Source organism: uncultured Kiloniella sp. (genome assembly GCF_937128705.1).
GTDB lineage: Bacteria > Pseudomonadota > Alphaproteobacteria > Kiloniellales > Kiloniellaceae > Kiloniella.
Window position 1 is genome coordinate 1 of sequence record NZ_CAKZMP010000387.1, and the last position, 26,496, is coordinate 26,496.

The 26,496-nt window shown below is 46.7% G+C and carries 22 protein-coding genes and 1 other RNA gene; 12 read left to right on the forward strand and 11 right to left on the reverse strand.

Annotation, left to right across the window (positions count from 1 at the left end):
* Nucleotides 1-401 precede the first annotated feature (401 nt).
* The 8 genes from rnpB to Q0241_RS20155 all read right to left on the reverse strand — a co-directional run bounded on the left by rnpB (nt 402) and on the right by Q0241_RS20155 (nt 8,584).
* Nucleotides 402-842, reverse strand: an RNA gene (gene rnpB / locus Q0241_RS20120) — RNase P RNA component class A.
* Between the two features lie 22 nt (nt 843-864).
* Nucleotides 865-1,575, reverse strand: a complete 711-nt coding sequence (locus Q0241_RS20125; RefSeq protein WP_299380871.1) for an N-acetylmuramoyl-L-alanine amidase — start codon at nt 1,573-1,575, stop codon at nt 865-867.
* Nucleotides 1,572-2,570 carry a transcriptional regulator GcvA gene (gene gcvA / locus Q0241_RS20130; RefSeq protein ID WP_299380872.1) on the reverse strand — a complete coding sequence of 333 codons (999 nt, stop codon included), beginning with the start codon at nt 2,568-2,570 and terminating at the stop codon, nt 1,572-1,574. The genes Q0241_RS20125 and gcvA overlap by 4 nt, the downstream gene beginning before the upstream one ends.
* A gap of 292 nt (nt 2,571-2,862) precedes the next feature.
* Nucleotides 2,863-3,963, reverse strand: a complete 1,101-nt coding sequence (locus Q0241_RS20135) for an NAD(P)/FAD-dependent oxidoreductase (RefSeq protein WP_299380873.1) — start codon at nt 3,961-3,963, stop codon at nt 2,863-2,865.
* A 58-nt stretch (nt 3,964-4,021) separates the two neighbouring features.
* Nucleotides 4,022-5,866, reverse strand: coding sequence for an ATP-binding cassette domain-containing protein (locus tag Q0241_RS20140; RefSeq protein ID WP_299380874.1), 1,845 nt, complete (start codon nt 5,864-5,866; stop codon nt 4,022-4,024).
* A 13-nt stretch (nt 5,867-5,879) separates the two neighbouring features.
* Nucleotides 5,880-6,605 carry a TerB family tellurite resistance protein gene (locus Q0241_RS20145; protein WP_299380875.1) on the reverse strand — a complete coding sequence of 242 codons (726 nt, stop codon included), beginning with the start codon at nt 6,603-6,605 and terminating at the stop codon, nt 5,880-5,882.
* 208 nt (nt 6,606-6,813) lie between these two features.
* Nucleotides 6,814-7,602 carry a DUF3750 domain-containing protein gene (locus Q0241_RS20150; protein ID WP_299380876.1) on the reverse strand — a complete coding sequence of 263 codons (789 nt, stop codon included), beginning with the start codon at nt 7,600-7,602 and terminating at the stop codon, nt 6,814-6,816.
* 217 nt (nt 7,603-7,819) lie between these two features.
* Nucleotides 7,820-8,584 carry a DUF2161 domain-containing phosphodiesterase gene (locus Q0241_RS20155; RefSeq protein WP_299380877.1) on the reverse strand — a complete coding sequence of 255 codons (765 nt, stop codon included), beginning with the start codon at nt 8,582-8,584 and terminating at the stop codon, nt 7,820-7,822.
* Between the two features lie 92 nt (nt 8,585-8,676).
* Here Q0241_RS20155 and Q0241_RS20160 point away from each other — a divergent pair, with 92 nt between their 5' ends.
* The 5 genes from Q0241_RS20160 (at nt 8,677) to Q0241_RS20180 (ending at nt 15,136) form a co-directional block, all read left to right on the forward strand.
* Nucleotides 8,677-10,068 (forward strand): FAD-linked oxidase C-terminal domain-containing protein, encoded by a 1,392-nt coding sequence (locus Q0241_RS20160; protein ID WP_299380878.1) that lies wholly within the window; start codon nt 8,677-8,679, stop codon nt 10,066-10,068.
* Between the two features lie 527 nt (nt 10,069-10,595).
* The gene (locus Q0241_RS20165) at nt 10,596-11,693 is read left to right on the forward strand and encodes an ABC transporter ATP-binding protein (RefSeq protein ID WP_299380879.1); all 1,098 of its coding nucleotides are present in this window, start codon (nt 10,596-10,598) and stop codon (nt 11,691-11,693) included.
* Between the two features lie 91 nt (nt 11,694-11,784).
* Nucleotides 11,785-12,879 carry an ABC transporter substrate-binding protein gene (locus tag Q0241_RS20170; RefSeq protein ID WP_299380880.1) on the forward strand — a complete coding sequence of 365 codons (1,095 nt, stop codon included), beginning with the start codon at nt 11,785-11,787 and terminating at the stop codon, nt 12,877-12,879.
* Between the two features lie 146 nt (nt 12,880-13,025).
* On the forward strand, nt 13,026-14,285 hold the full coding sequence (locus Q0241_RS20175; RefSeq protein ID WP_299380881.1) for an ABC transporter permease: 1,260 nt from the start codon (nt 13,026-13,028) through the stop codon (nt 14,283-14,285).
* Between the two features lie 5 nt (nt 14,286-14,290).
* Entirely contained in the window at nt 14,291-15,136 is an 846-nt protein-coding gene (locus Q0241_RS20180) for an ABC transporter permease (protein ID WP_299380882.1), read from the forward strand.
* Nucleotides 15,137-15,228: 92 nt separating this feature from the next.
* Here the strand turns inward: Q0241_RS20180 and Q0241_RS20185 are convergent, their stop codons facing one another.
* Complete coding sequence (locus Q0241_RS20185) at nt 15,229-16,275, reverse strand: GlxA family transcriptional regulator (RefSeq protein WP_299380883.1); 1,047 nt, start codon at nt 16,273-16,275, stop codon at nt 15,229-15,231.
* 190 nt (nt 16,276-16,465) lie between these two features.
* Between Q0241_RS20185 and Q0241_RS20190 the strand changes: the two genes are divergently transcribed.
* From Q0241_RS20190 to Q0241_RS20205, 4 genes are read left to right on the forward strand one after another with little or no spacing between them, the layout of a single operon-like run.
* The gene (locus Q0241_RS20190; RefSeq protein WP_085909458.1) at nt 16,466-17,716 is read left to right on the forward strand and encodes a sarcosine oxidase subunit beta family protein; all 1,251 of its coding nucleotides are present in this window, start codon (nt 16,466-16,468) and stop codon (nt 17,714-17,716) included.
* Nucleotides 17,717-17,728: 12 nt separating this feature from the next.
* A complete protein-coding gene (locus tag Q0241_RS20195; protein WP_299380884.1) occupies nt 17,729-18,112 on the forward strand; it encodes a sarcosine oxidase subunit delta in 384 nt (127 codons plus the stop codon).
* Nucleotides 18,112-21,132: a sarcosine oxidase subunit alpha gene (locus Q0241_RS20200; protein ID WP_299380885.1), complete on the forward strand. Its 3,021-nt coding sequence runs from the start codon at nt 18,112-18,114 to the stop codon at nt 21,130-21,132. Before Q0241_RS20195 ends, Q0241_RS20200 begins: the two co-directional genes overlap by 1 nt.
* Nucleotides 21,125-21,721 (forward strand): sarcosine oxidase subunit gamma, encoded by a 597-nt coding sequence (locus Q0241_RS20205; protein WP_299380886.1) that lies wholly within the window; start codon nt 21,125-21,127, stop codon nt 21,719-21,721. The genes Q0241_RS20200 and Q0241_RS20205 overlap by 8 nt, the downstream gene beginning before the upstream one ends.
* A 161-nt stretch (nt 21,722-21,882) precedes the next feature.
* Here Q0241_RS20205 and Q0241_RS20210 read toward each other — a convergent pair whose 3' ends face one another.
* Entirely contained in the window at nt 21,883-23,748 is a 1,866-nt protein-coding gene (locus Q0241_RS20210; protein WP_299380887.1) for an ATP-binding protein, read from the reverse strand.
* 425 nt (nt 23,749-24,173) lie between these two features.
* Between Q0241_RS20210 and Q0241_RS20215 the strand changes: the two genes are divergently transcribed.
* The 3 genes from Q0241_RS20215 to Q0241_RS20225 all read left to right on the forward strand — a co-directional run bounded on the left by Q0241_RS20215 (nt 24,174) and on the right by Q0241_RS20225 (nt 25,974).
* The gene (locus tag Q0241_RS20215; RefSeq protein WP_299380888.1) at nt 24,174-24,545 is read left to right on the forward strand and encodes a methyl-accepting chemotaxis protein; all 372 of its coding nucleotides are present in this window, start codon (nt 24,174-24,176) and stop codon (nt 24,543-24,545) included.
* Between the two features lie 122 nt (nt 24,546-24,667).
* The gene (locus Q0241_RS20220) at nt 24,668-25,615 is read left to right on the forward strand and encodes an EamA family transporter (protein WP_299380889.1); all 948 of its coding nucleotides are present in this window, start codon (nt 24,668-24,670) and stop codon (nt 25,613-25,615) included.
* Nucleotides 25,612-25,974 carry a hypothetical protein gene (locus Q0241_RS20225; protein WP_299380890.1) on the forward strand — a complete coding sequence of 121 codons (363 nt, stop codon included), beginning with the start codon at nt 25,612-25,614 and terminating at the stop codon, nt 25,972-25,974. The genes Q0241_RS20220 and Q0241_RS20225 overlap by 4 nt, the downstream gene beginning before the upstream one ends.
* 27 nt (nt 25,975-26,001) lie before the next feature.
* On the opposite strand, the gene Q0241_RS20230 is transcribed toward Q0241_RS20225, so the two are convergent.
* The coding region (locus tag Q0241_RS20230; protein ID WP_299380891.1) for a 4Fe-4S double cluster binding domain-containing protein at nt 26,002-26,496 on the reverse strand (495 nt) is incomplete at its 5' end.

The following is a 26,496-nucleotide window of genomic DNA, read 5'->3' on the forward strand; positions in this document are numbered from 1 at the left end:
TGTCTACCTTGTTTTCAAATGTACCTATAAAAAAGGTCACTGATTCCGCCCCAAAATGAATTGACCGATATTGGTCTTTCAAGAACACACCCCTGCGTTCTTATCTCGCCCTGTTCCCGATTTGGTCTGAAATGGGTCGTTTCTGATTACAAATGGGATATTTTGGGATATCATGGGATAAGATGGGTGTCAATGGTTTGGGGTGTGTCAAGGTATGGTTAAAACATAGTTAATTGCTTATTTTTTATAGTTAAATTTTGTCTGTGTAGAGAGCTCATAATTGGCTACGGGGATTGTTTTTATTAATGAAATTGCGACCAGCTCTATCTTGATTGATAGAGGACGGGGGTCGTAAATCCAAAGTTGTAATTTAGGTGTGGAGGCGAGTGAGAAAAAATAAATATGTCAGACGGTCATAAGCCGGGTTTTGTCGCTTGCCACAAAGCCGAAGCCCGTGACAACGGAAGGCTATTCATCTGGGATGCTCATCGCTGAGCACCTCTCGCAACTGACCCGGTCGACGGTGCGGAAAAACACCTGATTCCTCAAAACAAAGTTTTGTGAACCTGCCGACCCTATTTAGTTTTGCTCCCGGTGGGGTTTACCATGCCGCTTCCATTTCTGGCCGCGCGGTGTGCTCTTACCACACCCTTTCACCCTTACCTGCTTGTCACAATCCATAAAGGACTGCGCCCTACAGGTGGTTTGCTTTCTGTGGCACTTTCCCTAGGGTCGCCCCCGCCGGGCGTTACCCGGCACCGTATTCCCGTGGAGCCCGGACTTTCCTCCCTTTCCGGTTCAGGCAAAGCCTGCCAGAAAGAGCAGCCTGTCGGACCGTCTGACGCGCTACAGTTAGGCGGCTTCTCAGCTGTCGTCAAGTTGTGAATAAAGATCTGCAAGAATTTGACAGCATTCCTGATCAATTTCCCCGTTTAGTTTGCTTGGCCGAAAGTGTCTTTGGAAAGCGATAATGGCAGCTTTTGTGACTGATCCGGTTGGGCTTTTTATGTCCACCTTATAGCCGTATTCGCCCAGTTTTAAAACGAAACTATCTTCAGCAATGGGGCTGCTTTGTGCTGTTCCATCAGGGAAAACACCAATGCCTTGGTTTGCGAGGTATATCCAGTCAAATAACTCGCCGGGGTCTTCTTTGCGTTCGGGGGCGACGTCTGAGTGCGCCAATACTCTGTGTGAAGGAATAGAATGGCGCTCTAAAATTTCCTTGCTGAGGGTAGCAACAGCTTTCATTTGAGCCGTGGGAAAAGGTCTGTACCCCCATTCATGTCCGGGATTAACGATTTCGATGCCAATCGAGCAGCTGTTGATGTCTGTCTCGTCATGCCAGTAGGCAAGCCCAGCGTGCCAAGCGCGATGTTCTTCTGGAACAAGCTGAAAGATCTCTCCATCTTCCTCTATTAAATAGTGGGCACTGACCTGTGCTGCACTATCACACAGACGCTCAAGGGCCTCCTTCCCGGTTTGCATGCCAGTATAGTGTAGCAGGAGCATATTTATATCGACAGTTTTCGGACGAGGGCCGAAGTTGGGAGAGTGATAGGTATGATTAATTTTCATAGCGCACTTTCCGGTTCTGGCGTGTGCAACCTGATCGGGGGTGATTCCAGTTCTTTCAGGATTGGGTTGTTAGCAACGATATTTTCGGTGACAGAGAGCAGCCATTGCCTGAATTTTCTCAAGGCTGGTTTGTTGGCTTTATTCTTGGGGCTGGCAATATAATAACGGCCAATAAGGGAAACGAGATCTGGAAACGGCATGACCAGTCGCCCAGAAGCCAAGTCATCCTCTATCATCATTAAATCACCTAACGCAACGCCGTATCCCATTGCTGCTGCTTGTAGGGCGCTGTCTGTGGTGTCAAAAGCCTCTCCGCTATTTGTGTTAAGTAATTTTGCTTGTGCTTCTTGCCCCCATTGAGCCCATTCCCGATATTCATTTTCAGAGGTTCCTTTTGCTTCACTTTTGGCGGTACTGCTACAGTGCAACAGCATGACTTCGTTAAGTGAATTCGGGTCTTTGGGATTAGAGAGCTTGTCTAGCAATAAAGGGGAACACACAGGTGTCATCCATTCGTTGGTAATTGCTGTCGTGTGAACGTCCGTTGGCATGCAGTGACTATGGACAATGCCTGCGTCAAAGGTTTCCCGATCAAAGTCTACGGCATGCCAGGCGGTGGTCAGGCGGATATTGATATCGGGTTCCTGTGCCTGAAATTGTGATAGCCGTGGGATAAGCCACCTTACTGCAAATGAAGGGAATACTTTTATGGTTAGCTCTTCGGATGTGCCTGTTAGTTCTTCGGATATTGCGTGAACGCGATCAAACACATCACTTAAAACAGGAAGAAGTTTTTTGCCGCCATCGGTTAGGGTCAGCCCTCGATGTTCCCGTTCAAAAAGTTGGATTTGATAGTAATCTTCCAACGTTTTTATTTGGCGGCTTATTGCGCCTTGCGTAACGTTCAACTCATCAGCGGCATCGGTAAAGCTCAGTCGTCGAGCTGCGGCTTCGAAAGCTTTGAGCGCATTAAGAGGGGGAAGTTGTCGTCGCATTAGCATTCCTATGAGAAAATCTCATTCAACTATGACAAATTCCAGTTTGAAAAACAATGCCTGGTAACCTTAACTGTTGAGAGAAATTAGAAAATCAGATTTTTGTCGGTCACGGAATTTTGTTGCTATGAGAAAAAATCGACTACTGTCTCCGTTTTTACAATACTTCTCTACGGAAAAGAGTGGCAGTAAACCCTATGATTTGGGCGGGTTTCATTTCGATTTTGAAGCGGGGGGCAGAGATATCCTTGCAAAGCCTGTGCTGCCGAACACTGAAATCGATACCTCTTTCTTAGGAACTCAGTGTCAGAACCTTCTCGGCGATCGCCATAGAGGCGGTCAATCCCGGAGATTCAATTCCAAAAAGGTTTGTTAGGCCGAGAATACCATGCGTTTTTTTATCCTGAATGACAAAGTCAACGGCAGGATCGCCTGGTGCCTGAAGCTTGGGTCGGATGCCAGAATAGTCTGGTGTTAAGGTTCCGTCTTTCAGGCCGGGCCAATACCGCCGGATTGCCTCGTAAAAGGGTTTGGACCTGTCGGGTGATACTTCGTAGTCAAGGGTTTCAACCCATTCTACATCAGGGCCAAATCTGATTTGACCCTCCATGTCCAGGGTGACGTGAACGCCCAAACCGGCAGCTTCGGGAACAGGATATATCAGATTTGAAAAGGGTGCTTTGCCGCTAAGGCTGAAGTAGTTGCCTTTTGCATAAAAAAGAGCGGGAACACAGTCTTTTGGAAAATGGGTAAGGCTTCCAGCCAGTGCCGGGGCATGAAGCCCCGCAGCATTTATAACTGTTTTTGCCTGAAGCGTCATAGGGCTTTCGCCGCCTGTATGGAGGATAATCCCCTGATCATTGACCTCGCCACCAGTTACAGGTGTGTTAAAAGCAATCATGCCCCCGTGATTTTCCAGATCGCCTTGAAAAGCCAGAATAAGGTTATGAACGTCAACAATACCTGTCGAGGGGGAATAGAGAGCTTTGGTCGCATGAAGCTCGGGCTCTCGATCTTTTATTTCTGAAGCTGATAGATAGCATAAATCATCAACCCCGTTTCTGATCGCCCGTTGTTTGATGTCTTCCAGTGTTTTTTCTTCAGCAGCTGTCGTCGCAACAATCAGTTTGCCACAGTTGTTGTACGGTACGGCGTGGCCCTGACAATATTGATAGAGAAGTTCTTTGCCTTTGACACAGAGTTCAGCTTTTAAGCTGTTATGGGGGTAGTAAATACCAGCATGAATGACACCGCTGTTTCGGGCTGAAATCTCGGACCCGGGCATGGACTCTTTTTCGATGACGATAACTTCGCGTCCGGATAGTGCCAACGCACGTGCACAGGCCATGCCGACAACACCAGCGCCAATAACTACACAATCAACCTGTTCCATGACAGCTTCTTTATCCTTGATGATGATCCCCTTATATGGCTGGGGGACCCTAATAATTCTAAAGGTTTCCGGCCTTGAGGTTTTCTTGTTTTTCTTCCAACTCTAACCAGCGTTCTTCAGATGCTTCCAGATCGTTTTGTACTTTTTCTAGAAGCTTACTGGCTTCTTGAAAGCGCTCGGGCTTTTTGCTGTAGAGTTCAGGGTCAGCCATTTCCGCTTGTAGCTTCTCGGATTGTTCCGTTAGCTTTTCGATCAAGCCGGGCAGAGAGTCCAATTCGCGTTGTTCTTTGTATCCGAGCTTTGCTGAAGACTTTGCCCGTGAGGAGGCTTCTTTTTTTGAGGCTTTGGGTTTTGCGGGTGCTTCTGGTGCGCCTGTCCCGCTATTGCTCAGTGCTTTTTGTGCACGATAGTCACTATAGCCCCCGGCATATTCGATAACGGTACCATCGCCTTCAACCGCATAAATGGCGGTGGCCAATCGGTCGAGAAAATCACGATCATGGCTTACGAGTAAAAGCGTGCCATCATATTCATCAAGTACCTCAACCAATAGATCAAGAGTATCCATATCCAGATCGTTGGTCGGTTCATCGAGGATCAGCAAGTTACTTGCCTGGGCAAACATACGGGCAAGTAACAAGCGGTTCTTTTCACCACCCGAAAGTGTGTAAACAGGTTGACGAACCTGGCCGTCATCAAACAGGAAGTCTTTCAGGTAGCTGACAACATGCTTTTGTTGCCCGCGTACCATGATGGAATCACCGCCTCCGGGGGACATAGTTTCCCAAAGGGTGCTATTGGGGTCCAGATCTTCGCGCTTTTGATCAAAATAGAGCATGGTCAGGTTTGTGCCCAGATCGACCTTGCCCGTATCTGGTTCTATCTTTTCAACCAGCATTTTGACGAGAGTGGATTTTCCGGCACCATTCGGGCCAACGATGCCGATCCGATCGCCGCGTTTAACTTTAGTGCTAAAATCTTTGATAATTTCGCGGGTGCCGCCACCCGCTAGCGGATAGGATTTACTGATGTTTTCAGCGGTGATGACTTTGTCGCCGCCAGTATCAAGTGTTTCAACTTGAAGCTTGGCTGTGCCCGGACCTTTCATCCACTCTGCGCGTTTTTGGCGGAGATCCTGTAAATTCCGTAGGCGACCCATGTTGCGTTTGCGTCGTCCGGTCACGCCGCGCTGGAGCCAATGTTCTTCACGAACAATTTTACGTTTAAGGCGGTGGAATTCCTGTTCCTCGTTTTCGCGCATTTCTTCAGCCCAAGCTTCGTAATGTTCGAAGCCTTTGCCAAGACGGTGAATGGTGCCACGGTCCAACCAAAATGTTTGTCGGGTGAGGTGGTTAAGGAAAGCCCTGTCATGGCTGATAACCATCAGGGCGCCGCGGAAGTTTTTAAGCTCTTCTTCCAGCCACTGTATCGTGGGGAGGTCGAGGTGGTTGGTTGGCTCATCCATCAAGAGGACTTCTGGATCGCTTATAAGGGCTCGCGCCAGTGCTGCGCGACGTCCTTCACCACCGGATAACCCTGTTAATTTTCTGTCACCGGGAAGTTTGACGTGATCAAGCATAGCATCGACAAGATAGTCTGCTTCCCCTACATCAGGGCGCAAGCCAGCTTTTACATGTTCAAAGACGGTTTCGTCCTGATTGAAAACCGGGTCTTGTGGAAGATAAGCGACGGTTACGCCCGGCTGAATAAAACGTTGGCCTTCGTCGAGTTCTTGCTGGCCGGACATGATTTTCAGTAGTGTGGATTTACCTGTTCCGTTTCTGCCAACCAAACAGGCTTTTTCACCACGGGCTAGGCCAAAGGTAAGGTCTTGAAAGAGCGTTTTTGTACCAAAACGCAATCCGGCGCTATTGAGAGCGACAAGATGAGAAGGAGGCGCCATTTTGTTTTAATTCTTAGCTTCTGAGTTGTTTGATTTGATCGTAAGCGGCATTGATCGCGGCAAGTTTTTCATTTGCGAGATCAACGAATTCCTGTGGCATACCCTGAGCAACAAGCTTGTCAGGATGGTTTTCGATAACAAGTTTGCGGTGTGCCGATTTTATATCTTGGTCACTGCTTTCGCGGGTAACGCCCAAAATTTTATAGGGATCTGATTTGTCCGCGCCAACGTTTGAGGCGTGCAAGCGATCCCATTGGGCCTCGCTAAAGCCAAAAATCTCCGCGACACGTTGAAGGTAGGTGATTTCTTCGGGGGAAACATTGCCATCAGCTTTTGCAATGTGGAACAGTCCGTTCAAAAGCTCTTCCAAAACCGCCGGATTATCTTTGAAGGTCCGCCCAATCTGATTTGCGTAAGGTTCAAAACCTTCCGAATCTTGTCTGGCACGGTCAAAAAGGCGGCCAACATTTTTCATTTCTTCCGGGGGAATACGAAATACCTGTTTAAAGGCGGCAACCTCGTCTTTGGTGACAACCCCGTCGGCTTTGGCCATTTTGGCGCCAAGTACGATCACACCGATTGTAAAGGTGATTTGTTTTGTGCTGTTTGTGCCGTCTTCGTCAGTTTCCGACCGCATGCGGTCAACCGCGTGCCCGGCCATGGCACCCAGAAATGCACCGATAGGTCCACCAACTAGGAAGCCAGCTGCTCCACCAACAATCTTTCCCCAAATACTCATTGTATGCTTATTTTGCCTTTGTGTTTAGAAACGGCTTATCCTTACGCGAAGGATATCGGAAACTTACTATAATATATCTCTTTTGCACTAGCTTGCCAGTACTTGAGAGTCAATCCCCGACCCTAGGAAAGGAGACTAAAGCAGTGGCAAGCTAGTGCGAAGTGATAGCGTCTATTTCTTGGTCAGGTATTTGTAACAGGACTTTTTGTCATTTTTGCGATGACGCAGCAGAGGAGCTTTCTATAAAGCCGACTTTACCGATCCCGGGCAAGCGCAGGGCGATATTATCAGGGTCTATGCCAAAGTTTAATCCCAAGATATTGATTTCTAGACCTTCCGCTTTGGCGAGTGTGATGCCGGCCATTCCGTAAAGGGAAAGCTGTAGTCCTGTATTGCTTGGTGCTGCAGCGTAGAAGTTATCATCTTCATCAAGATAATCCTTGCCGATTGCGGTTGGTGGCAGATCGACATTCAAGGTTGGAATTTGTCTGATAACATGGGCGGTAAAGGTGTTGGAATTTGGTCCGGGCCAAGCCTCGTACCTATCGGGGAAGCGGTATGTCTTGGCGGCTTTTTTAATTTCGGGGATAATTTCAGCGGCCTGTTTGCCGCGAAGGTCATAATAAATTTCTGGCTTGGACCCGAACCAATTTCTATCTGGCCAACCTGTTGATACAGAAGTAACAGGCATTCCCCTGTAATGACGCCAGCCGATCACTTCCAGGCGGGTGTACTCACGGGCATTTTCCTCTTTAAACGCAAGCCAAGTATGGACGGCAAATGCACCACGCCAGTTATAGGTGCGTGCGCCATAGACCTGCACAATAGCTTCCGAGGTGGAATTGGGATCGGGGGCGATGCCCGCTCTGTCGCGATTTGCTTTGCTCCAGGGTGTGTTAAGGTCCACCTCACCTGTAAGAATAACAAGTCCGGGGCCAATAAGTAACAGCAATACGATGGCTGTAAGACGTCTTAACGATCTAAAAAAATATTTCATACTCCATACCTATAGAGATAATAGGGCATTCGTGTGGCAAGTTATCTTTCTGACACGTTATTCCTTTAACAAGTTATTCTAGAGGCAAGCTCTCCCTGTGGGAAGTTATCAAAGAAAACTATATCACGTATCTGCGAAGCCTTCGTAAATAGGGCTTGGTGATAAGGGGGCATTATTAGGTTAAAATAAGGGCAGAGGCTATGGTAAGAGGCTGTGATTACTTTTTGAGGCTTTTTATAATGTCATCATATTTTTCAATGGCTTCATGGCCTTTGGGGGAAAGCTGATATATCCCTCTTTCAACCCGGATAAACCATCCGTAAACATCGCGCTGGAGTATCGCGGCTGTTTTTTCGACGAGCGTATTTTTTTTGATGTCTGCGACCTTTGCTTTTTGCTGTTGATTCAGATAACTCGCGCAGCGAAGGGCATCTTGACGATAGGCTGTAATGATAGGGCGTTTGTTTGTTCCGCCTTCGTTAGGATCGCCAACTCTGCGTTCGAATTCTTGAAGAAGTAATCCCTGCCTTCGTTTGTTTTTACGTGGTTGATAGGGGCCGGGATCAACGTGAACCTGAATGTCAGTTGGTTGATTTTCGCCCATGCGTACTGTGATAAGTCCCAACCCTAAGCGGCGACATAATTTGATGATATCTTTTTGCTGACGGAACCATGGATTGGTTCTCTTTAGCTTGTGGGGAATGGCAAAGGCCATATAGACGTCTTCACTCAAAGCTTGTCGATCAATGCCCTGGAAGAGAAGTGTTAGGTTAAAGCTTGTTTTTAACTCGACAATTACAGGTGCCTCACTGCCACGAACGGCGATGACATCGCACCCCTTAATCTCAGATTTTACTTCATATCCCTGATTTTCAAGGTATGACTTTATCGGTGGGTAAAGCTCGGTTTCTCGCAAGGGGGCTCTTATCTTTCTGAAATTCACATAAATATTATTGTCGGCTGGTTGGTTATTTTTATCCATGATAGGGTAGCTATCCCATAGTGTTAGTCCAGCGTGTTTATTTTTATGCTGGTTCCCAAAAATTCAATTTTCATGATGTCGCAGGTGTTTGGATGAGGAATACAGTACGTCTTAACGATGGTTTGAAAGCTTCTTTAGTTGAAATATTAGGCGATCGACTAAATCTTTCGACTGCGATTTGTGAAAGGCATGGAAAGGGCGAATCTCATCATCCTGCAATGCCTCCAGAGGCTGTTGCCTTCGTTCGGTCCACAGAAGAAGTCTCAGCCGTTATGAAGCTCTGCTATGAGCACGAATGTCCTGTAGTGCCTTTTGGCGCGGGGACGTCTTTGGAAGGACATGTTGCTGCTGTGGCAGGTGGCGTTTGTATCGATCTTTCCGAAATGGCCAGTATTCTCGATGTCAGTGACGAAGACTTGGATTGCCGTGTTCAAGCTGGCGTAACCCGTAAGCAAATTAATCATCATTTACGGGATATGGGGTTGTTTTTCCCAATTGATCCTGGTGCTGATGCGTCCTTGGGCGGAATGGCTGCAACGCGCGCGTCGGGTACGAATGCTGTGCGGTACGGTACAATGCGAGACAATGTTCTTGGGTTAACGGTTGTTTTGCCGGATGGGGAGATTATGCGCACAGGTGGGCGCGCGCGAAAATCTTCTGCTGGATATGATTTGACGCGGCTTATGGTTGGATCCGAGGGAACATTAGGGATTATCACAGAATTACAATTGAGGTTGTATGGTATACCAGAGGCAATTTCATCGGCTGTTTGCTCTTTCCCAAATCTTGAATCGGCTGTAGACGCGGTTATGCTGATCGTTCAAACAGGAATTCCTGTGGCTCGAATAGAGCTATTAGACGATGTGCAGATGGATGCCGTTAATAAATATTCCAAATTATCCTATCCTGTGGTGCCAACGCTCTTTTTTGAATTTCACGGTACTGAAAACGGCGTTGTTGAACAGGCCGAGCTGGTTGGTGAAATTGTCAAAGAATATGGTGGCGGTGATTTTCAATGGGCATCCAAGCAGGAAGATCGCAACAAGTTATGGCAAGCGCGGCATGATGCTTATTATGCGGGCATTAATCTGCGGTCTGATTGTGAAGGGTGGCCAACAGACGTCTGTGTGCCTGTTTCCAAACTATCTGAATGTATACTAAGAACGCGTAAGCTGATTGATGACGCAGGACTTGTTGCCCCGATTATTGGGCATGTGGGGGATGGTAACTTTCACGTGTTATTTATTGTTGATCCAGCAAGCGCAGAGGAGATGGAAAAAGCTAGTCGCGTTAATCAGGACATGGTCGATATGGCGATTTCCTTTGGCGGAACCTGTACGGGAGAGCATGGTGTTGGTATGGGCAAAAAGAAGTATTTGGTAAAAGAGCATGGTGATAATGCTGTTGCGGTGATGCGTAAAATTAAACAGGCCTTGGATCCCAAAGGGTTGATGAACCCTGGTAAAGTTATCCCCGAAGTATGAGCGGGTATGAAGTAATTACAAAGAAGTATCTACGTTGATTTTTCTAGGTTGTATAGATGAGTATACGATAAATTAAATTTTGAGAATTGGCGATTTTAAAGATGATAATGTCGCATTTAGGTGAAAAATAAGTCATTATGTCTCAATCGTTCATGTTAATGTCACATCTATTCATGACAGTGTTAAGTTCGTGAGTCATCGTAATCGAGGTAAGGGCATAAACTGAATTGTTAATAATCCTCTTCAAGAAGGATGTAGCGCTGAAATACAATTTTTCAGAGCCGTTCAGTATAATAAATAAAGGCATGATATTTATTCGTGCTGAAGATGGGAGGCATGACTTGGTCCGCAAGTCGATAAAGAAATCCAACCATAATAATTAATCAAAGTGATGTTTATTTCTTTGAACAGGCACAACTTTTTTTTGTGAGTGCTTGATTCATCTGAAATTAATGTCTCTAATGTGTGCGTATAAAAAATGCGCATACGGCGTAAAAAAATAAACAGGTAGCGAGGCAATAGGCGCTATGGCGAATCCCGCATCTAGTGAAGCGTATGTACGCTTTGATGGGGTCCAAAAGAGTTATGACGGCGTAAATTTGGTTGTTAAAGACCTTAACGTCGACATACCAAGGGGCGAATTTCTAACAATGTTGGGCCCTTCCGGGTCCGGTAAAACAACTTCTCTAATGATGCTTGCCGGTTTTGAAACAGCAACTCATGGTGATATTTATCTGAACGGGCGTTCTATTAATAATGTTGCGCCGCATAAGCGTGGCATCGGCATGGTTTTTCAGAACTATGCATTGTTCCCGCATATGACAGTTGCTGAAAACTTGGCTTTTCCACTGCAAGTGCGGAAAATGAGTAAGGCCGACGTCGAAGAAAAAGTTCAACGTGCATTGGATATGGTTGAGCTGGGGGAATTCGGTAATCGACGTCCTGCACAACTATCCGGTGGTCAGCAACAGCGTGTTGCTGTGGCCCGTGCATTGGTTTTTGAACCTGATCTTGTCTTGATGGATGAGCCTCTTGGTGCGCTTGATAAAAACCTGCGTGAACAGATGCAGTATGAAATCAAGCACATTCACGAACGCTTAGGTGTTACAGTTGTTTATGTAACGCACGATCAGTCTGAAGCGCTGACAATGTCAAACCGAATTGCTGGGTTCGAAGATGGGCGCATTCAGCAACTGGCGCCGCCGACAGAGCTATACGAAAAGCCTGAAAATGCGTTTGTTGCCCAGTTTATCGGTGAGAATAACAAGCTGACAGGTCGGGTTGATGCTCTTGCTGATGGTATCTGTGAGGTTGTTCTTGATAACGGGGATCGTGTGAAAGCCCTGGATATTAATACCGATGGTGCTGGAAAAGGCACGACATTGTCTCTGCGACCTGAACGGGTTTTCTTAAACCCTGTCGAAGGGCAGTGTCAGAACATGTTCTCGGGCAAAGCCGAAGAAGTTATTTATCTTGGTGACCACATTCGCGTTCGCATGAATGTTTGTGGCCATGATGATTTTATCGTCAAAGTTCCAAATGCATCTGACAAGAAAGGTCTCGTTCAAGGCGATACCATTCCTGTGGGATGGAGCATTGACGACTGTCGGGCGCTGGACGCCTGATCTATTAGACCATTTTCTGTTTGTCCAAACAGAAAATTATGTAGTGTTTTTCTGACACAAGGTCACAAAGCCTTAGGGAGGCATATTAAGAATGAAGAAAACTTTGAAACTCTCCACAGCTCTCGTGCTGGGTTCTCTTGCCGCTGCTACAGCGGCTCAAGCTGCGGATACACTAACTGTTGTATCTTGGGGTGGTGCTTATACTGCTAGCCAACGTGGTGCCTACAGTGATCCTTTCACTGCAAAAACTGGTATTACTATTCTCGACGAAGACAAATCCGGTAACGCTCTTGCCGGTATGCGTGCACAGGCCGAAGCCGGTAATGGCGTTTGGGATGTTGTTGACATTCTCGAAGGTGATGCGCTGACAGCATGTGACGAAGGTCTTGCTCAAGAGATTGATTATAACAAAGACCTCGACAAAGGTGCTGACGGTTCCATGCCGCTAGACGATTTTGTTGAAGGATCTTTGAGCGGTTGCTTCGTACCAACAATTGTTTATGCAACAATGTTTGCATACAACAACGACGCTTTCTCTGGTGATGCGCCAAAAACAATTTCTGATGTTTTTGACCTTGAGAAATTCCCGGGAAAACGTGGCCTTCAAAAAATTCCAGCGGCTAACCTGGAATGGGCTCTTGTAGCTGATGGCGTTCCATACGGCGAAGTTTATGATGTGCTTGACACACCGGAAGGCGTCGATCGTGCGTTTGCCAAACTAGACACAATCAAAGATTCTGTTGTTTGGTGGGATGCTGGTGCGCAACCTCCACAGCTTCTTGCTGATGGTGAAGTAACAATCGCATCTGCTTACAATGGCCGTATTTTCAACGCACAAGTTGTTGAAAATCAGCCTTTTACAATCATCTGGGATGGTCAGATGTTTGAGCTTGATGGTTGGGTGATTCCTGCGAATGCACCGAACAAAAAAGCTGCAATGGACTATCTGCGTTTCTCAACAACGACCCAGGCACTTGCTGATCAGGCCAAATATATCTCTTATGGTCCTGCGCGTAAGTCATCTGCTCCGTTGGTTACAACGCACATCGAAACTGGTGTGGACATGAACCCACACATGCCAACAAACCCTGAAAACTTCAAAACTCCTATCAAAAAGGATGCTGGTTTCTGGGCTGATAATGGCGATGATCTGAAAGAGCGTTTTGACGCTTGGTTGGCTCAATAAGCCGATTTATACGAGAGGGAGCTTCGGCTCCCTCATTCGTACGCACATAATAGAACCTAAAAGCGGTGTCTAAGCCGTAGAAAACAACTTTGTGTAATCGGCTTGTTATTAAGTCGAAATAGACAGGGAACATCAGGGAAAGTTTGATGTCAATATCAGTCGAGGCAACGGGTGATCTCTCCCCCGAAGAACAAAAAAGGCTAAAGGCCGATTTGCACCGTTCACTGCGCCGGAACAAGATGAAGGCCCTGATGCTAGTGGCGCCCCTTATTATCTTTATTCTTATCACGTTTGTCGCGCCGATCGGTGACATGCTTATCCGTAGTGTGGATGACACTGTCGTCAATGAATATATGCCGCGGACAACAGAAGCACTTGATGATTGGGATGGTCAGGCTTTGCCTGATGAGGCTATTTATGCCGCGCTCGCTCAGGATATTATTGAAGGGCGAAAAGAAAAAACAATCGGTAAGGCCGCGAAGCGTCTTAATTATGAAAAAGGCGGCATGCGCAGTCTTTTAATGTCGACGTCTCGTAAGCATAAAAAAATTCAACCGCCATACAAAGATAGCTTAATTGATATTAAAAAGGGTTGGGGTGACATCGATAACTGGAAAGTTATCCAGCGTCTTGGTTCACCCGTAACCGCGTCTTATTATATTAATGCGTTCGATATGGAAACAAACAGTGATGGGGATGTTTCTTTTGTTCCTCCCGATGAACAGATATACCTGAAGCTGTTCTGGCGTACGATTTGGATGTCAGTTCTGATTACAGCAATGACTGTTCTGTTGGGATATCCTGTTTCTTACTTCTTGGCCTCATTACCGCTCAAGCACGCAAATGTTTTAATGATTTTGGTCTTATTACCTTTCTGGACATCTTTGTTGGTGAGAACAACATCCTGGATTGCTATGTTGCAAAGCCAAGGGGTGCTGAACGACCTGATGGTCTGGATAGGGGTTATCGGTGATGAAAACCGGGTGCAGTTGATTTACAATGCAATTGGTACTGTGGTTGCCATGACTCATATCCTGTTACCCTTTATGATTTTGCCGCTTTATTCGGTGATGAAAACAGTGCCGCCAAGTTATCTACGTGCTGCCCGTTCTCTTGGGGCAACACCGTGGACAGCCTTTTGGCAGGTGTATTTACCACAGACGGTTCCGGGAATATCTGCAGGTGCAATCCTCGTCTTTATTCTCTCTATTGGTTACTACATTACGCCAGCGCTTGTTGGCGGTCAGTCCGGTGCGTTTATCGGAAATGCGATTGCAGGCCATATGCAACAATCCTTGAACTGGGGGCTTGCTGCTGCTCTTGGTGTCATGTTGTTGGTCTTGGTTCTGGGGATCTATGGTCTCTATAATCGTGTCGTTGGTACTAACTCGGTTAAGTTGGGATAATTATTATGGCTTTACCTTCATATGCTGGTCCTCTTGAACGTACTTGGTACTATACTTTTCGTATAATTTGTGCCGCCGTTTTCATCTTCCTGATTGCACCGATCCTGATTATTGTTCCGCTCTCATTTAATGCAGAACCATACTTCAGCTTCACGCAGGGAATGCTGACGCTGGATCCAGACGCTTTTTCCCTTCGGTGGTATGAAACGTTTTTGACGAGTGATCGCTGGATTAATTCTATACAGAATTCAGTCATTGTCGCTTTCTTCGCTACATTTTTTTCTGCTGTTTTGGGGACGCTTGCTGCACTGGGGCTCAGTCGTTCTGAGCTTCCTTTCAAAGGTGTGATCATGGGGTTGTTGATTTCCCCAATGATTGTTCCTTTGATTATCGCGGCTGCGGGAATGTTTTTCTTCTATTCCAAGCTTGGTATTTCGCAGACCTATGTGGGCCTTATCATGGCGCATACTGCTCTCGGAACGCCATTCGTTGTGATTACAGTGACGGCGACGCTCAGTAACTTTGATCATACGTTGGTCAAAGCTGGGGCAAGTCTAGGGGCTACGCCGACCTATACCTTCTTTAAGGTCACAATGCCTTTGATCATGACAGGTATTATTTCAGGTGCATTATTTGCAATGATGACGTCTTTTGACGAAGTTATTGTGGCGATCTTTATCGCAGGCGTCGAGCAACGAACAATTCCGCTGCAGATGTGGGCTGGTATCCGTGAACAGATCAGTCCGACCATTCTTGCGGTGGCGACAATATTGATTACCTTCTCAATCATTATGTTGTCGACGGTTGAAATTCTGCGTCGTCGTTCTGATCGGATCCGAGGGATAAGTTAAGTTCCTTTGTATAGAATACAAAAGGCAGATGGTCATAGATCATCTGCCTTTTTTTATGCTTATTGCGAGCTTCTTAACGGAGGTTTTTTTTACTACTGTTCTGGGAGAAGGTTCGCTAAAAGCTGATTGCCTTCTTCACGATGACTTCGAATGCTCGAAGGGGGGCGTTTAAAGGTTTTGCTAAAATGCCGGGAAAAGTGTGAAGCATCAGAGAAGCCACAATCAGCGGCTATGTCACTAATTGCTTTGTCAGTATTGAGCAGTTGCCATAACCCATGGCGCAGCCTGAGATCTCTGTAACAAGCCTGTGGTGAGATGCCGAGCTGTTCACTAAAAGTCCGTTCCAGCTGGCGTTTCGAAATATTAACCCGGTTCGATAACTCTTCTATGGAAAGCGGCACGGACATATTCTGTTCCATGGTTAATATCGCTTTTCTGACACGCCCGTTGTGAGAAAGTTGTATCGTTGGTGGTTGCGGTTGCGGGGCCGATGCTGTGCGAACCTTATCGACTTGAAGAATCCGCAAGCTTTTTTGCGCGACAGCTTTTCCCAGGTGTTTTTCGACAAGCCAAGCTGCAAGGTCTAGTGCCCCTGCGCCACCAGCACAGGTTATCCTTTTTCCATCAATAACATACACCTGATCGGCTACGGGTTTCACGTCGGCGAATTCTTCCAGAAAATCATTATAGTGGTACCAGCTGACGCAACACCGGCGTCCGTGCATTAATCCGGCTCTGATCATGGCAAAGCTGCCGGTGCATAACCCAATGATAGAGACGCCTTGCGCCGCCGCTTTTTGAAGGAGGGCAATGCTTTCATGGTCTGCTTGTGGTCCTTTGTGTAGCAGGCCACCAACTACCACTAGGTAGTCGTATTGTGAGAGGTCATTTATCCCTTGGGGGGGGGTGATTTCAACGCCACAGCTTGATTTGACAGGCTTGCCAGGTTTTGTGCTGATGATAGACCACCTGCATTTAAGGGGGCGGCTATAATCTTCGTCGTCAGCGGCGAGTCTTAAGGTGTCAATTACAGAAGAAAAAGGTGTAAGCGTAAAATTTGGTAGCAGTATAAATGCGACACTTAATGAAGCATTTTCTTTGGGAAGATTAGCCTCTGACTGCGCACTTCTGTAAGTCATGTGTTTCAACGCCTTTGGCAAATTCACCTTTGGAACTTGGATTTTCTTATAATGACTGAAATGTGTCGTTTCTAAACATGAAGATTATCAGAATGTCGCAAGTATACAATGATCTTGTCTTCGCCGTACATGGCAGTGTTTTGAAACTAGGCGTAGGATATGGACAACTAATAGAGGAGTGTGAACGGCTATGTCCCGTTTTTCGATTTTCAGCTTGGCAAGAAATGCCATGAGCTGGCATCAGAACTGGCCCCGCCAATGGCGTAGTCCAGATCCGAAGCCGGAATATGATGTTGTGATTATTGGTGCTGGTGGCCATGGTTTGGCAACGGCCTATTATCTGGCAAAGGAACACGGCATTACTAATGTCGCCGTTATTGAAAAAGGCTGGCTTGGCGGTGGTAACACCGGGCGAAATACAACGATTGTTCGTTCGAACTATCTGTGGGACGAGTCTGGTCTGTTCTATGAAAACGCGATGAAGCTATGGGAAAACCTTTCTCAAGAGCTGAACTACAATGTGATGTTCTCTCAGCGTGGTGTTTTGAATCTGGCTCATAACCTTGGTGATGTACGCGAATCAATTCGTCGTGTGAATGCCAATAACCTGAACGGTATTGATGCTGAATGGCTGAACGCTGAACAGGTCAAAGAATTCTGCCCGATTATCAATATCTCAAAAGATAGCCGTTATCCAGTTATGGGCGCTACGCTACAGCGTCGTGGTGGTACTGCGCGTCATGATGCCGTTGCTTGGGGCTATGCGCGTGGTGCAGACGACATGGGTGTTGATGTTATCCAGAACTGTGAAGTTCAAGGACTGATGATCGACAATGGCACAGTAAAAGGTGTTCGCACGTCGCTTGGTGATATTAAAGCCAAGAAGGTTGCGATGGCCTGCGCCGGGCACACATCTGTTGTTGCTGATATGGCTGGCATTCGGTTGCCGATTGAATCACATCCGTTGCAAGCGCTTGTTTCTGAGCCGATGAAACCTGTGATCGATTGTGTGGTTATGTCCAATGCTGTGCACGTTTATGTGTCTCAATCTGACAAGGGCGAATTGGTTATGGGCGCGGGTATTGATGCCTATGTTGGGTATAGCCAACGTGGCTCGCTACACGTGATCGAAGATCAGTTGGCATCAGCTATGGAGCTTTTCCCGCTATTCTCACGGACACGGATGATGCGTTCCTGGGGTGGTATTGTTGATACCTGTCCTGATGCGTCACCGATTGTTGGTAAAACTCCGGTTAAAAACCTTTACGTTAATGCTGGCTGGGGAACTGGTGGTTTCAAAGCAACGCCAGGTGCTGGTTGGTGCTATGCGCATACAATCGCCAAAGATGAACCGCATGATCTTAATGCCGCGTTCTCTATTGATCGTTTTATTACCGGTGCGCTTGTGGATGAACACGGTGCTGCCGGTGTGGCCCACTAAGGAGTAAATTGGATGCTTTATATCAAATGTCCCTGGTGTGGTGAACGCGACGAAACAGAATATCATTACGGTGGCGAGGCACACATTGTGCGCCCGGAAAATCCGGATGAGCTGACGGATGCGGAATGGGCCGAATACGTTTTTATGCGGACGAATACCAAAGGTGTTCACCGCGAGCGTTGGGTGCATTCTGACGGATGCCGTCGTTGGTTTAATGTTGCCCGTAACACTGTAACCAATGAAATTGTCTCTGTTTATAAAACAGGTGAGAAACCCGATTTGCCTGAGGCAGCGACTACCAAGCCTGCTCCAGTCAAACCTGCTACAGCGAAAAAAGCTCCGGCTAAAAAAGCTGCTGCGACAAAGGCCCCTGCTAAAAAGAAAGAGGGTGCGTGATGACCGAGAAGTTCCGTACGACACAGGGAACACGGGTTGACCGTTCCAATGTCATTAACTTTACCTTCAATGGAAAAAGTTACACAGGCGTCAAAGGAGATACCCTGGCATCTGCATTGGTTGCCAATGGGGTTCATCTGGTGGGCCGTAGTTTTAAAACGCACCGTCCTCGTGGTATTCTGACGGCTGGTTCTGAAGAGCCAAATGCAATTATCCAGTTGGAAACCGGACCGCGTAGTGAGCCAAACGTCCGTGCGACACAGATTGAACTTTACGAAGGTCTTACTGCTAAGTCAGTAAACTGCTGGCCGTCAGTAAATTTTGATCTTGCGGCGGTTAACTCTGTTGCATCTCGTATTTTTGTTGCTGGTTTTTATTACAAAACCTTTATGGACCCCAAGTCCATGTGGATGACCGTGTACGAGCCGATTATCCGTCGCATGGCGGGGCTGGGTGTTCTGCCACGTGAAAAAGATCCCGATACCTATGACCACATGAACGAGTTCTGTGAAGTCATGGTTGTTGGTGCTGGTCCTGCTGGTTTGAGTGCGGCGCTTGAAGCCGGACGTACTGGCGCCCGCGTTGTGCTTTGCGATGAACAGCCTGAGTTTGGTGGTTCCTTGTTGAATACAAAGCAGATCATTGATGGCAAACCAGCTCAGGAATGGGTTGATACGGCTGTTGCTGAACTGGAAGCGATGGAAAATGTCCGTCTGTTAAAGCGTGCAAACGCTTTTGGATATTATGACCATAACTACATCACGGTCCATGAACGCAGAACGGATCATTTCGGTCCGGGTGCCAAGCCGGGCTTGAGCAAACACCGTATCTGGCATTTCCGTGCGAAACAGGTTGTTCTCGCTACGGGCTCGCACGAGCGTCCGTTGGTTTTTGCGGATAATGATCGTCCGGGCATTATGTTGGCCAATGCTGGTCAGACCTATGCTAACCGTTATGGTGCATTGCCGGGTCGTCGTGGCGTGGTTTTCACAAATAACGACAGTGCCTATTCTGTCGCGATTGATTTGGTCGATGCGGGCATGGATATTCCAACCATCATCGACTTGCGTGAAATCGTTGACGGTGATCTGCCAAACGCAGCACGTCAAAAAGGTATCGAAGTTCTAACTGGATCAGGTATTGTTGCCACACTTGGCCGCAAGCGTGTTACCGGGGTTGAAGTTGCGACTGTGTCGTCAGATGGTAGTAAGATCACAGGCAACAAGCGTAAAATTGATTGCGATACGATCCTGACTTCTGGTGGCTGGAACCCGGCAGTACATCTTTTCTCTCAATCAATCGGCAAGCTCCGTTATGACGAAGAGAAAATCTGTTTTGTGCCGAATATTTCTTCACAGAACGAACGTACCGTTGGTGCTTGTAAAGGTGCTTTTGACCTGCAGTCTGCACTTGACGAAGGTGGTACTGCTGGTGCTGCCGCAGCCAAGGATACGGGCTTTGGCAAAGGTAAAGCAAAAGCCTCACCAAAAGCACTTGTTGTTGAAGAAAAAGCCATCAAGGCCTATTGGGTTGTTCCAACGGATCATCCTGTTGGTCAGGGAAGCCGCAAGCACTTTGTGGATTACCAGCACGATGTTACGGCCGCAGATATCATGTTGGCGGCGCGTGAAGGGATGCACTCTGTCGAGCATATGAAGCGTTACACTACGACAGGTATGGCGACTGATCAGGGTAAGCTTTCCAACGTGAACGGTTTGGCAATTCTGTCTTCCCAGTTGGAAAAGGCTATTCCAAAGGTCGGTACAACAACTTTCCGTCCGCCTTACACACCCGTTAATTTTGGTGCACTGGCCGGGCGTGGCATTAATGGTGATCTGGCTGATCCCGTTCGTCGGACGTCTATGTATGGCTGGCATCTGGAAAATGGTGCTACTTTTGAGCCTGTTGGTCAGTGGCAGCGTGCATGGTACTACCCGAAAGCTGGTGAAGACATGGATGCCGCGGTTGCGCGTGAAACCGCAGCTCTTCGTGATGGTGTTGGTATACTTGATGCGTCAACACTGGGTAAAATTGATATTCAGGGTAAAGATGCAGCACAGTTCCTTAACCTCGTTTATACCAATGCTTGGCTAAAGCTTCCTGTAGGATCTTGTCGTTATGGTTTCATGCTTAAAGAAGACGGTATGGTCTTTGATGATGGTGTGACATCACGTCTTGGGGAAAATCACTTCCACATGACGACGACGACAGGTGGTGCAGCTGGTGTTCTTGATTGGTTAGAAGAATACCTGCAGACAGAATGGCCTGATCTGGAAGTTTACTGTACGTCTGTTACAGAAGAATGGTCGACGCTTTCTATTGGTGGTCCTAAAGCCCGTCAACTCTTGGAAGAGCTTGCACCTGAGATGGATTTCTCTAACGAAGCTTTCCCGTTCATGACATGGCGTGAAGGTGAAGTTGCAGGTGTTCCGGCACGTGTCTTCCGGATCTCCTTTACCGGTGATCTTTCCTACGAGATTAACGTCAGGAACTGGCATGGCCTCCATCTGTGGAAGAAATGTATGGAACTTGGTGAAAAGTACGACATTACGCCGTACGGTACCGAAACCATGCACGTTCTTCGTGCGGAAAAAGGCTTTGTGATTATCGGTCAGGAAACTGATGGTACCCAGACGCCGCAGGATCTTGGTATGGATTGGATCGTTGCGAAGAAAAAAGGTGACTTTATTGGTCGTCGTTCCTTCACGCGTGAAGATACTGCCCGCGAAGATCGGAAGCAACTTGTTGGCCTTGTAACAGAAAATCCAAAGGAAGTTCTGGACGAGGGCGCGCAGCTTACATATGAGCGTGTGAACCCAACACCGGCACCTATGGTGGGCCATGTAACATCTTCTTATTGGAGCCCGAACCTAGGGCATTCTATTGCGATGGCTTTGGTGAAGGATGGGCATAACCGTATGGGACAGTGGATTTACGCGCATGATCGCGGCAAGGTGACAAAGGTGAAAATTGTCAGTCCGGTCTTCTATGATCCAAAAGGAGAACGTCGTGATGGTTGATACATTCCGTAACAGTATTATCGCGCACAAAGAACAGGCCATGATCAACGGTTCTGTTAGCGGAGATCAGGGTGTTGTCTTGTCTGAAGTCCCTTTTCTGGCGCAAGTGAATATCCGAGGAAATGCCGAAGATAAAAAGTTTGCTTCTGCGGTAAAAAAGATCGCTGGCGTTGCTGTACCTACAGATCCTAACACCTATGTAGTTAAGGGTGACCTTACGATCTTTTGGTTAGGTCCCGATGAATGGCAGGTTGTTGGTCCAGTTGATGCGCAAGATGACCTTGTGCAAAAATTACGTGATGCGTTGGATGGGCAGCATGTTGCCGTTATTGATGTTTCAGGTAACCGCACAGCACTCGATCTGACAGGTGCTCAAGCACGTAACGTGATGAAGAAAAGCTGTCGCCTGGATATGGATGCGCAATCTTTTGCTCCGGGACAGGCCGTTCAAACTCGTGTCGGGAAAGCACCTGTACTTTTACAAATGTTGGATGATACGCCGACCTATCGCATGTTTGTTCGTCCATCCTTTGCCGAATACTTGGTTGATTGGCTTTTGGATGCAATGGGTGAGTATCACCATCTTTGAGCAAAGACTCCTGATGTGTACCGAATTTGGCGGCTAGTCTAATCTCGGGACAAAAGGATAAACAAAAAGCCCGCAGATTAACTGCGGGCTTTTTGCGTGAGTAAGGAAACATATTGTTCTAAGTGTATTGTACTTGGTCAAGTCACATGTTCAGGTGTCTTTTAGGCACTGTTTACGGTCTGGTTTAAAAGGGTATCGCCTTCACGACGAGGAATTACCCTAGAGGCAGGGAAAGTAATGGTCGCGATCGTGCCTTTGTTTATTTCGCTTTCCAAACCAAGCTGACCGTCGTGCTGTTCCATCAGGGATTTTACAAGTGGTAAGCCAAGGCCAGTGCCTTCAAAAGCGCGGGTCATAGGGGTATCTGCGCGAATGAAAGGTTCCAGAATGCGTTGAAGTTCGTGTTTGGGAATACCAATTCCGGTGTCCCTAATCTTTATACTAAGGCTGTTATCTTCGTTTTCGTTGGCGATGAGAATAACTTCTCCACCTTGCGGAGTGAACTTAACTGCATTTGACAGGAGGTTGAGAAGAATTTGTTTGATAGCTCTCAGGTCCGCGCGGACAAAGGGTAAGTTATCTGGAATATCCAGTGTGACCGGTACGAATTCAGACGAGCTTTGTCCAACAACCAGTTTATGAGCTGCACGGGCTGTCTGTGTAATATCAACAGTTTCGTCCTGAAGTTCAAAAGCGCCTGCTTCGATTTTGGACAGATCCAGAATGTCGTTGATTAAATCAAGAAGGTGGGTGCCTGATGAGTGGATATCCTGACAATAGGATTTATAGTGAGTTGATCCAAGAGGCCCCATCAATTCGCCCTTCATGATTTCAGAGAAACCAAGAATAGCATTGAGTGGTGTTCTAAGCTCATGGCTCATATTCGCAAGGAACTGGGACTTCGCTGTATTTGCCTGATCAGCAATTTCTTTGGCGCGTCTGATTTCCCGCTCTTGATTCTTTAACGGCGTGATATCGGTTGCCAAAACAACGATTTCTTTTGCAGGAGTACGGCGGTGGTTGAATTGCAGCCAAGTACCGTTGCTCAGATGTAAAATCATTCGTTCTTGTAATGATTTGTGGCTGGCACAGGTATCTTTGATAAACTCTTCTTCTTGTCCTTCGGTGCCAACAAAGTCGCCTGCATAAACGAGCTCACGAACCTGATCTTCAAAGCGGGAACCTAGCGTGATAATTCGTGCACGTTTTGCCGAAATGTTGCGATAGTTGCTGTTACAAAGAACCAACTTATCTTCTTGGTCGTAGAGGGCAAAGCCCTCTGACATTGTTTCAATCGCTTGCGTCAGCTGTGCTTCGGAGCGCTTGGCCCGAAGTTCTGATGCCTTTACCGCAGCCTCATAGGCTGATTGCTTTTGAAGCAGGTCGTTATAAGCGGTTACAACAGCGCCCAATTCATCATTGGATGTCCAGTTAACAGCTACTCTTGTTTTGTGCTGCTTCTCAGATTGAATTGATTCTAATAAAAGCTTGAGGGGAACACCAATGTAGGAATTTGCCCCCAAAAATGTGAGAGCCGACAGAACCAGAATGGTAACGACCATGACCAAACCGTCAAAGATCAAACGTTCTCTTATTTCCGCTGAAATCAATGCGTCATGGAATAAAACCCTGACAGTCCCGATAGTCTCCAGACGATCAAAGGAATTGTGTTTGATTTCTGTTTCTCTGGAAAGTGCGGCATCTACAGACTTGGCATCTTCACTGGTTAATTCTGCGAGAATAAGTCCATCTGTGTCGTATACTTGGGCTGAATGAAACTCAGGGTTCCTCGACAGGGCTAATAATATGGCCTGAATTGAGTCTAAATCATAATTCCAGACTGGGGTTGATAAAGCGGTTCCTTGAATGTCGACCATCTTGTCTAAACGCGTTCCCAGCTCGGAATTCAGCTTGTGAATATTCCGGCTTTCAAGAACGGTAAAGAGAAGTAGCAAGCTGATGCTGATCAGTGGAATATAGATCGATAGCAGCTTCCCACAAATGGAGTTGCGTATATTTAAATTCAAACGGCGCTCCACACCCATACATATCAATGCTTAATAATAGTTTTTGCCAACCAGCTTTATATAGCAAAGACCTATCGTAAAATAACACTATCCTCTTAAGCAAAAATGAATGGCTTCTTAAGAAAAAACGAATGGATAGTGTTTCGTTGTTATTACTTATACCGAACAAAAGTTTGTTGTGGGAGTTTTTTCAACCAATAGATAAAGAATGTTGTAATTTATCCCGTATTCCACGTTGCACTCTGTCTATCTTAATGACCCCTTGCTTATTGTTATCAATGATTAAGGGGTACTTATAACATAGCCTCTGATGATGTTATCGTGAAAATTTCGTGCAAAAATACATGTTTTTGCTTTTTGGTTAATCTCACGTTAATGGCAAGTTGTTATCAGTGTTACCTAGGTCTAACGGGAGCATGAAGTAAATGAATCCAAATCCGGGTGTTATTGAGCAAAGCATAGATAAAATTTTTGACGAGATTGCTCAATTAAGTATTGAAATTGAAAACGTAGGACAGGTTGCACAGCAAATTGATGCAATCGCCCGTCAGACGAATCTTTTGGCTTTGAATGCAACAATTGAAGCGGCACGTGCAGGTGATGCAGGCAAAGGTTTTGCCGTTGTCGCCGGTGAAGTGAAGCAACTTGCTGGTCAGACGAGTCAGGCCACAACCGAAATTGGCGGAATTGTTCAGTCATTGTCGTCTCATGTCGAGCAGCTAAAGAATATTAGCGCTAAAGCCAAGGATGGTTTACCGACGAGTGAAGCGCCTTCTGATATGGCGGTTGAGGCCTAGAAGCCGTATTCGATTTTTGGGTATTGTGGGACAGAGTGATCATCTCGCAGAATGAGATTGCCTTTGCTCTGGTTTCTTGAAACATTGGGGGTGAATTTAAAACTCCCAATGGAATCCTTTGTATGCTGTCAGACAAGCCACAGGCCCATCAATACATACTGCTTGTATTGTTAGGGGCAATATGGGGAAGCTCTTTTTTCCTGATTAAAATTACTTTGGAAAGTGTTACCCCTGTAACGCTTACTGCTTTTCGTCTGTTTTTTGCTTCAATAGTGCTTAGTGGTTTGGTGTTGGTTTTGGGCAAACGGTTCCCCCGTGACCTTCGGACATGGCGTTATTATGCCTTGATTGGTGTAACGGGAAATATTTTGCCGTTTGTACTGATTTCTTGGGGCGAGTTACATATAGATGCCGGTCTTGCGGCTATTTTGATGGCTGTTGTTCCTCTCTCGGCTTTATTAATTTCTCATCTTTGGACCGAAGATGAAAAGATGTCATTGCCAAAATTTATTGGCACTATTGTCGGATTTGGCGGTGTTGTTCTTCTTGTTGGGCCAGAAGCCTTGAATGGGTTGGGGGATTCCGTTTTTGGTCAACTTGCTGTTGCTTTTGCCAGCTTCTGTTATGGCGCCAGTTCTGTCTACGCCCGTAAAGTTGGATTGGTTAAGCTAGATCCTATTGTGAATGGATCTGGGATATTGCTTTGCGCATCTTTGATGGCATTGCCGATGGCATTTATCGTTGAAGACCCAATGTCATTAGAGCCAAGTCTTTTGAGTATAGGATCTCTTTTGATGCTTTCAATTGTATCAACTGCGATTGCCTATATTATTCTCTATTATCTTTTGGGAGCAGTCGGGGCGACGTTTACAGCTTTGAATAATTATCTGGTACCCGTTTTTGGGATGATTTGGGGGTTCTTGTTTCTATCCGAGAGCTATGAACTAGAGGCCTTTATTGCTTTGTCTGTGATACTACTGGGAATTATTATTACGCAGATAAAGGGCAAAGTATTTCGACGATTGGGGAGCAGGCTTGCAATGAATGCGAAGAGGGGAGACGAAGCTTGAGAGATATATGTCAAAAATGGCGTTGGTTATCGGTAATACTTGCTTATACCGTACTTTCCGGATGTGCGAACGAACCTATCAAAGTGGAGGCTTCAAGACCTGTGACTATCGCGGTGGCGAAGGGTGCGCAAATATACGGGAATAACAAGTACACACCTTGGGGATTTGGTCTCTGTTACGGCAAAAGCCTTAACGATCCGGCACAAGTTCTTGCTTTTGCTCAAGAGACCTGCGGCGATGGTCGCATAGAGCTTAGAGGTGAAGATCTTCTTTGGAATGGGTGTCCGATGTTTCAAGGGGCACGGGCTTCGTTTGTCTGTTATCCTCGTGGTCCAAAGCCCAGCCCTGTTGGAGGATAGTCTTTCATAAAGGGTGAGGCTGCAGTCTTATTGCCATTCGGCTAAAACATTGGTGTCAGGTTCGTCGCCTTTACATTCAAGCCGTAAAGCTTCGAATTCTTGCCTGTCTAGTAATCGTTTCATTGCCCAAACGGCCATTGCCCTTACATAGGGCGAAGGGTCTTTCAAAAGGGGCTGGATGCGCTTTGCGATAGATTTGTCACCACAGTTTCCTATGCCGATGAGAACATTTCTTATAAAACGGTCTCGCCCGATACGTTTTACCGGAGAGCCAGAAAAAACCTGTCGGAATGTTGCATCATCAAGTTCAGCAAGATCGGCAAGTCTTGGTGCAGTTAGCTCGATCCTTGGAAATACGTTTTCTTCACTGGTCGCCTCTGCAAACTTGTTCCAGGGGCAAATAGCGATACAGTCATCACAGCCATAAATCCGGTTGCCCATGGGGGCGCGAAATTCTTCCGCGATATGGCCGTGGTATTCAATTGTTAAGTACGAGATACAGCGTTTTGCATCCAGAACATA